Genomic DNA, 13,728 nt, shown 5'->3' with positions numbered 1-13,728 from the left:
CTTTATGCAGTAAGAACGCCTTAGTGTCTGAAATGGCGGGTACCCGTCATAACCATCACCATATCGTTCTGCTTACAAAATTCTACTGAGTCATTGTCCCTTACTGAACCACCCGGCTGAATAACAGTAGTAATGCCGGCTTCATGGGCAATACGTACACAATCATCAAATGGGAAGAAAGCATCTGATGCCATAGCAGCGCCTTTCAGGTCAAAATTGAACTGAGCAGCTTTTGCAATTGCATGACGCAGTGAATCAATGCGGGAAGTCTGTCCGCAACCTTTACCAATCAGCTGCTGGTCTTTAACCAGCGCAATAGCATTGGATTTCAGGTGCTTACATACCAGGTTAGCAAACTCCAGGTCTGCTTTCTCTGCTTCTGTAGCCGGTCTTGCGCCAGCTTCTTTCCACTCCTGGAAGTTTCCTTTATCATTTTCCTGCAGCAATACGCCATTCAGTACATTCTTATATACATAAGGTGCTTTCACCGGCTGCAGCTGCTGTAACAGTATACGGTTCTTCTTAGCCTGAAGCACCGTAAGCGCATCTGCATCAAAGCCAGGAGCAATCAGAATTTCAAAGAAGATCTCACTGATAGATTCTGCAGTAGCTTTGTCAATCACAACGTTGGTAACCAGCACGCCGCCAAATGCACTCTCCTTATCGCCAGCAAGCGCAGCATCCCAGGCTGCTTTCAGCGTCGGACGACTAGCTATACCACATACGTTGGTATGTTTGATCACAGCAAAAGTAGTTGCTGTAAACTCCTGTATCAGCTGACAAGCTGCATCAACGTCTACCAGATTGTTATATGATAACTCCTTACCATGCAGTTTATTGAAAATCTCAGACAGGTTACCATAGAACACTCCTTTCTGATGAGGGTTCTCTCCGTAACGCATGATCTGACCCTGTGGCGCAGAAACCTGGAAATATGCAGCAGGCTCATTATTCAGGAAATACTGGGAAATAGCCACATCATAATTAGCGCAAACTTCAAATGCCTTCGCAGCAAAAGCCCTGCGTTCTTCAACGGTAGTAGCACCTGCGTTGCTGGTCAGTACCTGCTCCAGGTCACCATACTGATCTTTGGAAGCAACAATTACAACGTCTTTGAAGTTCTTGGCTGCTGCCCTGATCAGGGATACGCCGCCGATATCAATTTTCTCGATGATAGTCTGCTCCACATTGGTGCTCTTTACTGTCTCCTCAAATGGATACAGATCAACAATCACCAGGTCCAGTTCCGGAATAGCATACTGTTCCAGCTGCTCCAGATCCTGTGGGTTGTCCCTGCGCGCCAGGATACCACCAAATACTTTCGGGTGCAACGTTTTCACACGTCCGCCCAGAATAGAAGGATAAGCTGTCAGCTCTTCCACCGCCACACACTTCACGCCAAGGTCCTCAATGAATTGCTGAGTACCACCAGTAGAATAAATAGTTACTCCCTGTTCACCTAACTTTTTAACAATGTTCTCCAGGTTATCTTTATAGAAAACGGAGATCAATGCAGATTTAATTTGCTTTTGCATGTATGGAAATCATTAGAAATTTACAACATAGGCTCCCTGATCCGGAACCGAAAAGAAGCGCAAAGTTAGCATGTAACAATCACTTTTCCACCGTTGAATGTTCCGCAGGGAGCTGGAAGCGTCAAAAATGTATTCACCCACAGTGAATATCCGCTCCAATTGTCTGATATCCACACGCGGATTATGTGAAAGTAAAAGATAATCTGTACGGAATTTTTTCTTCGGATATACCTGCTGTATCATACTATCCACCACCACTAACCGCTTACCTCCTACCATAAAAACCCGGAATCCCGGAAAAGCCAACGCACCTCCTGCCTCACTCCCGGATGTACGAACACTGCTTACGCCATACTGACGATAAGCAGGGAGCAGATGCCTTTCATATAACGAATCTTTCAACCGCTGCCCAGCCAGCTTCAGCACCACTTTACCCTGAATGACATCTATTACCGTGTTTCCAGGTATATTATAAACAACCATCTTGTGTTGATGTTGTTCAGTTAACCGCAGGTACATACTACCCGCACTCCAACAGGCACAGCCAGCAAAGAAGACCAACAGTCCCTGCCGCCACTCATGCATACGCCATAACAGTAATGCGCTGATACATACATAGAGACACAATACGCTGAAAAGATGGATATCTATGCCAGTTAGCAAAGCACCTGGCATATCACCGATCAGGGCCGTCACTTTATTCATACCCAGCATCATCAACTTCAGACAGGTGCCGGTTACCTTCGCAATAAAAGGTATGGTTGCTGACAGCAACAGCCCTATTTCTCCATATAGCACAACGGTGGATAATGGCACCGCAATCATATTAGCTGGTAGAAAATAGATGGGAAACTGATGGAAATAATAGAGACAAACAGGCAACGTAAAAACCTGTGCGGCCAGGGTCAGCGCGGTCATATCCCACAGCCTGTCCAGCCATCTACGTTTAAATTGTAACTGAATATATAGCCATTTATAACACACAACAATGCCTGCTACCGCCAGATAGGAAAGCTGAAATCCTACATCTGCCAATAGTCTTGGTTCATAACACAATAGCAGGAAAGCTGAAGCAGCAAGGGTATTATACACATTCGTATGCCGGTATAGTATGAATCTACCAATAGTCAGGAAGGTAAACATAACGGTTGCACGCAATACGGATGCAGTGCTACCGGTTAGTAGTGTAAAGGCCCATAACAAAACAATAATGAGTAATCCTTTTATAATGGTTGCATAGCGGTGCGCCGGCCACCAGCCAAGTATCCAGAGCAATGCACCATATATCAGTGCAAGGTGCATCCCAGAAACGGCAATAATGTGTACAATGCCTGTATTGGTATAATCCTGCACCAGTTCCCTGTCCAGATCATATCTGTAGCCAATCAGCAATGCCGCTGCCAGCCCATATTCGCGGCCACCAATGTATTGTTGTAATACCTGTAGACAATACCCACGGCTCTGTATTAACCACTTCTTCAGGCGGTTGCTATCATCCGGTTGTAGTAACCACCAATACCCCGCTGATACATATACCTGCCGGTATATCTGCTGCAGATAACAGTACTGCCGGTAATCAAAAGCGCCGGGATTACCACTTCGCGCTATTATGTCCGGACGACTATCTATCAGCAACTGACTACCCTCCTGTAAGCGCATCGCGGCACTATCTGCAGCCAGGTAAACTAGTAGCTTACCCTGTACTGCCATACGCGTGTTACCACGTATAATATATCGTACAGAAGCAGTTGTTTTCAGCCGCCTGCCCTTTTGCTGTACCGGCTCTGCAATACTCACCAGTAAAAGATCTCCTGGTTTTATCCATTGTTCAAAATAATGCCTGTGATGCCGTACATCTGTAAGGTACACTAATAAAAACCCTGCGCATACCACCAGTAGCTGTAACGCTAAGCCTTGTAACCAGCCGAATCTGTACCTGACAGATGTTGACAGATAAGATAGAACAGTAATCGCTAATGCCGCCACACAAGCAGCATATAATACTGCCGGAAGGCTTATAGGGCAAAATAATGCAATAGATATACCTGCGGATAAGCAGAAAATCGGGCGCAGAAATGGCGCACGCTTAATAAAGCTAACAAACATGATTTAAGTATAAGGTTAACCAATTCAAGTAATGAATGTAAATCTTTCACGCATGAAATATGTTTTTAAGGCATGACAAAAATCCACCTACTTGATAAGTTTATACGAAGAAAAGTTTTTCCCGAATCCACCTCATTTTACATATAGACATTTCTAAAAATTACTAAATAACTATTTATCAGCTTTATAAAGATTATACATAGTGACATCTGTTATTGATTAGTTAACATCTTTTTAATATTTAATATTTATAGTAAACTGCATTACCGGTCACGCTATTTATTCACATAAATAGTCGTGTCTTTAATGGTTATTTTGAGGGAAAAGAAAGAGCCTGATCTTCATCAGGCTCTGATTATTTTAACACGTACCAATACTTCTTTCAGGCATTTCGCCGCTCTCACCCGCTTTTTTCACCTGATATGCCATCACCTGGCGCATGTATACCATGTGACGCACCCTCTTACATCCGGCTTCCAGACCTTCCGCTATAGGCGCTTCCACCAGCTAAGAGCCTGTTTATAGCATGATTATCTGCATGTTATGTTCCCGTCGCCTGGTTCTCAGAAACGCATGACCTTGCGCTGGTTGCAGGATTATAACATTTTTCACAGCAGCTTTAAATGCTTGTTGTAGAAGATAGAACAGCTTCAGTACAATGCTTCCTTATATCTGGGTTAATGTTTCACTCCATCGGGGCACCAAAAGGTCACTTAAAGGGCACTTCGATATCCCTGGGATATTGAGGTGCCCTTTAAGTGACCTTTTGGTAACGGTATAGAATAAGACATTGACCGAAACCATATGAAGGACCAAAGGAAGATTACAGGGCGATTTTGGATCAATCAACGGCAGGCAATCCAATCTCAGCAACAAGCACGTAGTTTCAACCGCCAGCATATTTATCGAGCCGATAACTGCAGGCGGTAATTTGCAATTTGTCTCGTTCGCTTATAATAAAAATTATAAATTGGGAGATACTCTTCAACTGCTTAACCACGACCACATGTTACACAAACCCATTACCCTGCTTTTACTATCGACCATTGTCTGCGCTACAACGTCAGCTCAGTCGAATGAGACGCTCTTACTGCGTTCCCCTTCCATCAGTCAGCATCAGATTGCCTTTAACTATGCCGGAGATATCTGGACGACTGATGAAAACGGGCAGCATCCCCAGCGGATCACCGTTAATCCGGATGTGGAACTTGACCCTATGTTATCTCCTGACGGAAAATGGATCGCCTTTAGCGGTAACTATGAAGGTAATGTAGACATCTATGTTGTACCTGTAAATGGAGGTACTCCGCGCCGGATTACGCATCATCCCGATGCTGATATTGTACGTGGATGGCATGGCAATGACAGGATTGTATTTGCTTCTACACGTGCCTCTTTTACCAGCCGTTTTCAACAGCTGTTTGAAGTGAATATAAATGGTGGCATGCCTGTGAAACTGAAGATGCCCGAAGCGCATCAGGGAAATGTCTCTCCTGATGGATTGTACACTGCCTATATCAAAAACCCCGATCCTTCAGAAAGGGCGTCTACCTACAGACCTTTCCAGCATTACAGAGGAGGTAATATGCCGAAAGTCTGGATATTCAACAACCAGACAAACACTATCATAGAAGTACCCGACGCACATTCCAATAATACCCGCCCGGTATGGTTAGGGAATGATGTGTACTTCCTCAGCGACCGTAACGGCATTGTTAATATCTTCCGTTATTCCATTTCCGGTAAGACTGTCACACAGATCACCCAGCATAAAGACTTCGACGTTAAAACCCTGTTTTCAGACGGTAAAACACTGGTATATGAACAGGCTGGAAGGATTAATAAATGGGATGCTGCTGCTGGAAAAGGTACTACGCTGAACATCAGTCTCCAGGCCGATCTGCCATACAAAAGGCCTCACTATATTAATGCATCGTTGCCTTCCATCAGCGGCATCAGTCTGTCTCCTACAGGTATACGCGCCGTAGTACAATTCCGAGGAAACATACTGACAATACCGGCAGATAAAGGCGATGTACGTAGCATCACCGCTACTCCCGGGGCGCATGAACGTTCACCGGCATGGTCTCCTGATGGAAAGTCTATAGCGTATTTCTCTGATGCCGGCGGAGAATATGCACTTCATATACGTGACCAGAAAGCAGAGAAGCCTGCGGTCATTATTCCTTTAGGCGAGCCAAGTTTTTATGGAGGAACAGTATGGTCGCCCGATAGTAAAAAGATACTCTACTTTGATAAACGTTTACGTCTTTACTACGTAGACATAGAGAGTAAGAAGGTTACGCAGATTGATGAAGATAGCTATGACCGGCCGGATCAGCAGTTCAATGCCAATTGGAGTCCGGATTCCCGTTGGATTACTTACAACAGACGCCTGAATAACAGTCTGCAGGCCATTTTCCTGTATAATATTGCAGATAAAAGGAACTATCAGGTAACAGACGGGCGTAGTGAAGCAAGAGAGCCAGTATTCAGCAAGAATGGCAAATATCTTTTCTTTGCTGCCAGCACCAACTTTGCCCAGAATACCGGCTGGCTGGATATGTCAGCATATGAGCGGGAGATACGCAGTAACATTTATGCAGTAGTACTTTCTGCGAATGCATCCTCTCCTCTTGCACCTGAAAGTGATGAAGAGCAGGAAAAGAAAGAAGATGCACCGAAAGACACGTCTAAAACAACGCGAATAGATCTTGAGAATATTGACCAGCGTATTATTTCACTGCCATTGCCTGCTGAAGAGTATTCCCAGCTGAACGGATCTGTTAACAACAAACTGTTATATCGTTCCGGCAATACACTCTACAGCTACGATATCACCAAGCGGAAAAGCGATGTGCTGATGAATGGTATCAATGGATATACCGTAAGCTATAATGGAGAAAAGCTGTTATATACGACCAATACCACCTGCGGGATTGTTGGCACAGGCAGCAAAGCCAATGCAGGAGAAGGCGTATTGAACCTCAGCAATATACGCACGCTGGTTGATCCTGCAGCTGAATGGTCACAGATGTTTGATGAAGTGTGGCGTATTGAAAGAGACTTTTTTTATGTGGAAAATATGCATGGCGCAGATTGGAAAGCGGTGAAGAAAAAGTACCAGCGCTTCCTGCCATTTGTAGGTCATAGAGAAGATCTGAACTACCTGTTTAACGAAATGATGAGTGAACTGGTAATAGGCCATAATTATGTTAGCCGGGGCGACGCTCCTAAGCCAGTCAGCGAATCAGTAGGATTGCTGGGCGCAGATTATAGTATAGAAAAAGGTAAGTATCGCTTCAAAAAGATCTATTCCGGATTGAACTGGAATCCACAGTTCCAGGCCCCGCTTACCCAACCGGGTGTTCATATAAAGGAAGGCGACTACCTGATTGCTGTGAATGGAGTACCTGTTGATAGCAATACAGAGATTTATAGCCTCTTTCAGGGCACTGCCGGAAAGCAGGTACTTATACAGGTAAGCCAGCAACCAGACGCCAGCGGTGCCAGGGAGTATACCGTTATACCCGTAAGCACTGAAACAGCCTTGCGCAATATGGACTGGGTAGAAGGTAACCGTAAAAAAGTAGATCAGCTGAGTAAGGGTAAGCTGGCCTATGTGTACATGCCTAATACCGGCGGAGATGGTTATACCTATTTCAATCGTTACTACTTTTCACAACTGGATAAACAAGGCGTGATCATTGATGAGCGCTTCAATGGAGGCGGTTCTGCAGCCGACTATGTTATAGACCTATTGAACCGTGATCTCTTAAACTACTGGGGCACGCGCGAGGGGCTGCCTATGACTACGCCGGGTAATGCAATCTTTGGTCCGAAAGCAATGATCACAAACGGTTATGCCGGTTCGGGCGGAGATCTGATGCCATTTATGTTCCGTGAAAAGAAACTGGGCCCCTTGGTAGGTACTACAACGATGGGGATACTAGTTGGTATATATAACTATCCGGAGCTGATGGACGGAGGTACTGTGACAGCACCGCGATTGGGCATCTTCAGTAAAGATGGCAAGTGGATTATTGAAAATGAGGGAGTAGCGCCAGATGTGGAAATCGAGATGACGCCACAGGAGGTTATTGCAGGTAAAGACCCTCAGCTGGAGAAAGCGGTGGAGCTGCTGATGAAGGAAATTAAGGAGATACCTGCGGTAAAGAAACCAGCGGGACCTGTCAGAGCAGAGTAAACTGCTACAGGTATAAAACAGCAGCGGCTGCATCCCCAGGGATACAGCCGCTGTTTTATTATCAGCACATTGCCTGTAACGGCAGTGTTACTGTTGATCTTATTTGTTGCTCAGGTACATGCTCTTCTCCTTGTACAGGGTCCTGAAGTAAGGGTCCCTGAGATCTTTGATGAAGCGGATAGCTTCACCGGTAGATTTCATTTCAGGGCCGAGTTCTTTGTTCACGCCCGGGAATTTGTTGAAGGAGAATACTGGTTCCTTGATGGCAAAACCGTCTAATTTCTTCTCGATAGTGAAATCAGTCAGTTTGTTAGCGCCGAGCATCACTTTGGTAGCGATGTTCAGGTAAGGCACCTGGTATGCTTTTGCGATGAACGGAGTGGTACGGGAAGCACGTGGGTTAGCTTCGATCACATATACCTGTCCGCCTTTGATAGCAAACTGGATGTTGATCAGACCACGGATATCCAGTGCACGAGCGATCTTTTCAGCATAGTATTCCATGGTGGTTACTTCCATAGGGCTCAGGTTGAACGCAGGCAATACCGCGTTACTGTCGCCACTGTGGATACCGGCAGGTTCGATATGCTCCATTACACCCATTACGTGGAAGTTTTCGCCGTCAAAGATACCGTCGATCTCAGCCTCCTGGCAACGATCCAGGAAGTGGTCAATCAGGATCTTATTACCTGGCAGGTGTCTCAGCAGGCTGAGTACAGATGCTTCCAGTTCTTCTTCGTTAATCACGATACGCATACGCTGACCACCGAGTACATAAGAAGGGCGCACCAGTACAGGATAACCTACTTCTTTAGCCACTTCGATTGCATCGTCTGTGTTATATGCAGTACCATATTTAGGGAACGGAATGTTCAGTTCTTTCAGGAGATCAGAGAAGCGGCCACGGTCTTCGGCAATATCCATGTTATCGAAGGATGTACCGATGATACGGATACCTTTTTCTTCCAGACGTTTAGCCAGTTTCAGCGCAGTCTGTCCACCCAGCTGTACAATCACACCTACTGGTTTCTCCAGTTCGATGATTTCCCACAGGTGCTCCCAGAATACCGGTTCAAAGTATAGCTTGTTAGCCATATCAAAGTCGGTAGATACTGTCTCAGGGTTACAGTTGACCATGATAGCGTCATAGCCGCATTCCTGGATAGCCTGTAAGCCGTGCGTACAACAGTAGTCGAACTCGATACCCTGACCGATACGGTTCGGGCCGGAGCCCAGTACGATCACTTTCTTCTTGTCAGAAGGTTTGCTTTCGTTTACAGTATCGAATGTAGAGTAGAAGTAAGGAGTAACTGCTTCAAATTCGGCGCTGCAGGTATCAACCATTTTATAGGTACGGGTGATACCGAGAGATTTACGTTTTTCGTAAACTTCATGTTCTTCGCAGTTACCGAACAGATGTACCAGCTGCATATCAGAGAAGCCCATCTTCTTGGCATCGCTCAGCATCTCTTTCGGGATAGAGTCCAGATCGTGTTCAGCCAATTGCTTTTCCATCATTACGATGTCATTGATCTGGTTAAGGAACCATTTATCAATGTAGGTCATCTGGTGGATGTGTTTCACGGAAACACCTTCCATCAGGGCATCTTTGATACGGAATATACGGTCCCAGGTAGGCGTCTTCAGTCTTTCCAGCAGCTGCTCACTCTTCATAGCAGACTTACCATAGTAACCGAGGCCCAGTGCATCATTTTCCAGACTCTGGCAGGCTTTCTGAATAGCCTCAGTGAAAGTACGTCCGATGGACATTACTTCACCTACAGACTTCATCTGCAGACCGAGAGTCTGATCAGCACCTTTAAATTTATCGAAGTTCCAGCGAGGCATTTTTACGATCACGTAATCCAGTGCTGGTTCAAAGAATGCGGAAGTAGTTCTGGTGATCTGGTTTTCCAGTTCATCCAGTGTGTAACCGATAGCCAGTTTAGCAGCGATCTTAGCGATCGGGTAACCTGTAGCTTTGGAAGCGAGGGCAGAAGAACGGCTCACACGAGGGTTGATTTCGATAGCGATCAGTTCTTCATTTTCAGGATTGAGGGAGAACTGTACGTTACAACCACCTGCGAAGTTACCGAGGTCGCGCATCATCATCATTGCCTTGTTACGCATGTCCTGGAAAGCGGTATCGCTCAGGGTCATTGCAGGCGCTACGGTGATTGAGTCACCTGTGTGGACACCCATTGGATCGAGGTTTTCCACAGTACAGATGATTACTACGTTGTCTTTGCTATCGCGCAGCAGTTCCAGTTCGAACTCTTTCCATCCAAGTACAGCTTTTTCTACCAGTACTTCGTGGATAGGAGACGCCTGCAGACCACGCTGAAGCGCTTCATCCAGGTCTTCCTTACCGTGCACAAAACCACCACCGGTACCACCGAGGGTAAAGGAAGGACGGATAACCAATGGGAATCCGATTTCCTGTGCAAACTCTTTACCTTCCAGGAAGGAGTTAGCGGTTTTAGCAGGGGCGACCGGTACGCCCAGTTGAATCATCCACTGGCGGAACTGTTCACGGTCTTCGGCCTTATCAATGGCTTTAATATCCACGCCTATCAGACGCACGTTGTGTTTCTGCCATATTCCCAGCTCGTCTACCTCTTTACAGAGGTTAAGGGCTGTCTGACCACCCATGGTAGGCAGTACGGCGTCAATTTGCTGCTCCTCCAGTATCTGTTCTATACTTTCTACTGTCAGTGGCAACAGGTACACCTTGTCGGCCATCATAGGGTCAGTCATGATAGTAGCCGGATTGGAATTGATCAGTACTACTCTGATACCTTCCTCACGCAGCGAACGTGCTGCCTGGGAGCCGGAATAGTCAAATTCACAAGCCTGGCCAATAATAATAGGACCAGAACCAATAATAAGAACAGATTTGATAGAGGAATCTTTCGGCATTTGCGTATTCTAATTGAAAATTTTAAAACCTAACTGATTTTAATACCATTCACCAGACAAAAAAATCGTGCAAAATTAAGTGTTTCAAAGTTTATTGTGGTAATTAAATTTGATACAAAATCTGGCGTACGGTTTTAAATCCTTTATAGATAGGACATTAGGGGGACGAATAATATTAATAAACATATTTTCTGAAGTTGATGTGCGAGGATATACTGTGCCCTGGCTAAATAAATATTAGATACACATCTGCTGAATATCCAGGAATTATGATCAGCAGCATGAAAAACGCCTGTGAAGGCAATATCACATATCAGAAAAAACATATACTTTAGTCCTCGAATAGTTGCCAAGTGATCCCGATATGAAAACAGCAGATTAATTATCAATACGTTAAAATAAGGTGAACATATTTATAGCAGGGCAAATCTCAGATAAAGAGAAATACGTATATAATATGCTTCGTTCGTAATATGAGAAACATACTTTAAGTGATTAGGGACAATCAATCAGCATTCATTCAATAAAGATCCGGCAGAGAGACGCGGGCTTATCACAACATGAGTATATAACTATAACTATTTGATCTTAACAACTTAACAAACCCTGATACCAATGAAAAAGCTGCTATTATTCGGCGCACTCACCTGTGCAGTCGCTTTTTACGCGTGCAAAAAAGACGACAACCAGGTTGGAGAAGAGGACGACCAACCAGAAAAGATTGATACGATTCATCTTACAGACAGAACAATGCTGGCCACGAAGGTCAAAGTTGCATTTGGCATCTATTCCAAAGGCGAAATGCCAAAAGCCACTGACTTAAGCGGGACCCCGACTTTAGTAGAAAACAAAAACATTGTAAATGCCATCAGTGGCCGTTACATTGTAGTAACACCGGAATTTGACTATTACGAGTCTACCATCAAAGGCTACTATGTGTCTATCAATGGTAGTAGCTCTTACTTCAAAGTTGACTATACTGCTAACCGTGGATTTGCCAGACAAGCGGGACTGCCGGATGTATTGGGCCGTGAGGGTGACTATGTGGACTCTTCTATCATCATCAAATTGCCTCCGCACATACAGGGAGACACACTTTCCCTTACCTATGCTGCGTATGACTCGCTGGATCACGTTAGTAATCATGTAAAGGCACTGGTGCGGGTGCATAGCCAGAACGCTATCGCTGACTATCAGGACTTTGTGGGCAGCTGGCGGGTAAACCGGAAGACCGATAAGAATGGCCAGTGGCAGAACTATTATATACCAGACACTTCATACACCAGCTTCACCTGCGAAGGCGATAAAGTGAAGTATTGTATTAATTCTAACAGTGACTGCTTTGAAGGCATAGCCGCTGTATCCGGTGTGACGAAGTATGACATGATCTTCACTGATCAGAATGAATTTGGGGAACTATTCTCGGCAAGCGCTTCCCGTGTGATACTGGAAAGTTCTACCTGTGAGAAACTGAACTATGGTACACAGATACAGACCAGGCTGGAGAAAGGCGGATGGTCATTCAGTCCGGACAATAAGATACTGACTATTGTGGTGGATAATAATGGCCTGGAACGCTCAGAGTTCTACTCCTACTCTGTTAAGATCCTCGAAATGACACCTCAGATGATCACTATTGTAAATACAGCGAACACCACTTACCAGATTGAACTAGTTAAAAAATAATCATCTCTTTATTTAACTATAAATGGCGAGGGGCTGATCGTAAACGATCAGCCCCTCTATTTTCTAAAACACTGTGCAATTGTGATGATACTATTCTTTCGCCCTGGTACTCATGATGGCAATACACACGCCCATCAGTGCGATAATAGAGAACGATATACGAAGGCTGGTAGCCTGAGCTACAAAACCTATCAGCGGCGGGCCGGCCAGAAAACCCAGGTAACCAATAGTGGATACGGCAGCCAGCGCCATACCAGGAGATAATGTTTTGCTACGGCCGGCAGCACTGTATACCAGCGGAACAACAGCAGATACACCTGCGCCTACCAGCAGAAAGCCAAACATGGCAGTCAGGAAATAAGGTAATAACACAGCGATAAGTAGACCACCAGCAGTAAGCGCACCACTTATCTGCAGCATTCTTTTAAAACCGAAGCGGGTGGTTAGCCAGTCGGCAATAAAGCGCATTGCAGCCATTGTGCTCATAAAGGCAGTATACCCAAGTCCGGCAGTCTGTTCAGGCGCTTCAATTACTTTCTTAAAGTATACACCACTCCAGTCAAACATAGTTCCTTCGCAGATCATTGAACAAAAGGCAATAATACCCAGTATCATTAATACCTTGTCAGGCATGGCAAATAGTGGCGGCTTCTCCCCTGTTTCAGGAGGAGTATGTGTGGCTACATAACGTATTGAGACACCGATCAGGATTAGCCCCAGCACCATGATAAACAGGAAATGCTGGTAAGGTACAATACCCAGTGCAGACATACCTGACCCGATAGATGCCCCGGTAAAACCACCCAGGCTCCATAGTCCATGGAAAGAGGCCATAATAGAGCGGCCATAGGTTGCTTCAACAAGTACCGCCTGCGTATTTACTGCTATATTGGCCAGATTACCACAGAAACCGAATAATATCAGGCAGGTAAAGAGTTGCCAGGCTGTGGTGGTTAATCCGAGAGTAGGCAGAATAACTACATACAAAGAGCCGGCGAGCATGAGTACGTTGCGGCTACCATACCTGCTGACCAGTATTCCTGCCAGCGGCATAGATAAGATGGAGCCGATGGGTAATGCCAGCAGCATACCACCCAGCTCTCCTTCGGAAAGATTAAGCGTGTGTTGAATAGCTGGTATTCTTGATGCCCAGCTGGAAAAAGACAGTCCTGTAAGGAAAAATAAGGTGCTCACCGCAATGCGCGTGAGTCTTTTAGGCGGATAACTAAGTGTTAACTCCTGTAGCATGTAAGTAGATTACTTTGAAATAAGAAA

At 45.3% G+C, this 13,728-nt stretch carries 7 protein-coding genes; 2 read left to right on the top strand and 5 right to left on the bottom strand.

All coding sequences use genetic code 11. The annotated features are described in order from the left end of the window. Positions 1-20: 20 nt before the first annotated feature. The 3 genes from purH to K1Y79_RS18205 form a co-directional block, all read right to left on the bottom strand. The gene (gene purH / locus K1Y79_RS18215) at positions 21-1,535 is read right to left on the bottom strand and encodes a bifunctional phosphoribosylaminoimidazolecarboxamide formyltransferase/IMP cyclohydrolase (protein WP_220251594.1); all 1,515 of its coding nucleotides are present in this window, start codon (positions 1,533-1,535) and stop codon (positions 21-23) included. A gap of 12 nt (positions 1,536-1,547) precedes the next feature. Beyond that, positions 1,548-3,641, bottom strand: a complete 2,094-nt coding sequence (locus tag K1Y79_RS18210; protein WP_236059689.1) for a ComEC/Rec2 family competence protein — start codon at positions 3,639-3,641, stop codon at positions 1,548-1,550. Between the two features lie 360 nt (positions 3,642-4,001). Further along, positions 4,002-4,145: a hypothetical protein gene (locus tag K1Y79_RS18205; RefSeq protein ID WP_220251592.1), complete on the bottom strand. Its 144-nt coding sequence runs from the start codon at positions 4,143-4,145 to the stop codon at positions 4,002-4,004. Between the two features lie 502 nt (positions 4,146-4,647). On the opposite strand from K1Y79_RS18205, the gene K1Y79_RS18200 reads away from it, so the two are divergent. After that, positions 4,648-7,848 carry a S41 family peptidase gene (locus K1Y79_RS18200; protein WP_220251591.1) on the top strand — a complete coding sequence of 1,067 codons (3,201 nt, stop codon included), beginning with the start codon at positions 4,648-4,650 and terminating at the stop codon, positions 7,846-7,848. Between the two features lie 99 nt (positions 7,849-7,947). On the opposite strand, the gene carB is transcribed toward K1Y79_RS18200, so the two are convergent. Beyond that, entirely contained in the window at positions 7,948-10,767 is a 2,820-nt protein-coding gene (gene carB, locus K1Y79_RS18195) for a carbamoyl-phosphate synthase large subunit (protein ID WP_220251590.1), read from the bottom strand. Between the two features lie 615 nt (positions 10,768-11,382). Here carB and K1Y79_RS18190 point away from each other — a divergent pair. Beyond that, positions 11,383-12,453, top strand: a complete 1,071-nt coding sequence (locus tag K1Y79_RS18190; protein WP_220251589.1) for a hypothetical protein — start codon at positions 11,383-11,385, stop codon at positions 12,451-12,453. 90 nt (positions 12,454-12,543) lie between these two features. Here the strand turns inward: K1Y79_RS18190 and K1Y79_RS18185 are convergent, their stop codons facing one another. Continuing rightward, entirely contained in the window at positions 12,544-13,701 is a 1,158-nt protein-coding gene (locus tag K1Y79_RS18185; RefSeq protein ID WP_220251588.1) for an MFS transporter, read from the bottom strand. Between the last annotated feature and the right edge of the window lie 27 nt (positions 13,702-13,728).

Origin of the sequence: Chitinophaga rhizophila (assembly GCF_019492185.1) — a bacterium.
Taxonomy (GTDB): Bacteria; Bacteroidota; Bacteroidia; order Chitinophagales; family Chitinophagaceae; genus Chitinophaga; species Chitinophaga rhizophila.
The sequence above is the reverse complement of the archived record's forward strand: the minus strand, read 5'-3'. Positions and strand labels throughout refer to the sequence as shown.

Bases quoted from the DNA above. Each gene is read 5' to 3' on its own strand.
- K1Y79_RS18210 (WP_236059689.1), bottom strand. From the start codon at position 3,641: ATGTTTGTTAGCTTTATTAAGCGTGCGCCATTTCTGCGCCCGATTTTC.
- K1Y79_RS18190 (WP_220251589.1), top strand. From the start codon at position 11,383: ATGAAAAAGCTGCTATTATTCGGCGCACTCACCTGTGCAGTCGCTTTT.
- purH (WP_220251594.1), bottom strand. From the start codon at position 1,535: ATGCAAAAGCAAATTAAATCTGCATTGATCTCCGTTTTCTATAAAGAT.
- K1Y79_RS18200 (WP_220251591.1), top strand. From the start codon at position 4,648: ATGTTACACAAACCCATTACCCTGCTTTTACTATCGACCATTGTCTGC.
- K1Y79_RS18185 (WP_220251588.1), bottom strand. From the start codon at position 13,701: ATGCTACAGGAGTTAACACTTAGTTATCCGCCTAAAAGACTCACGCGC.
- carB (WP_220251590.1), bottom strand. From the start codon at position 10,767: ATGCCGAAAGATTCCTCTATCAAATCTGTTCTTATTATTGGTTCTGGT.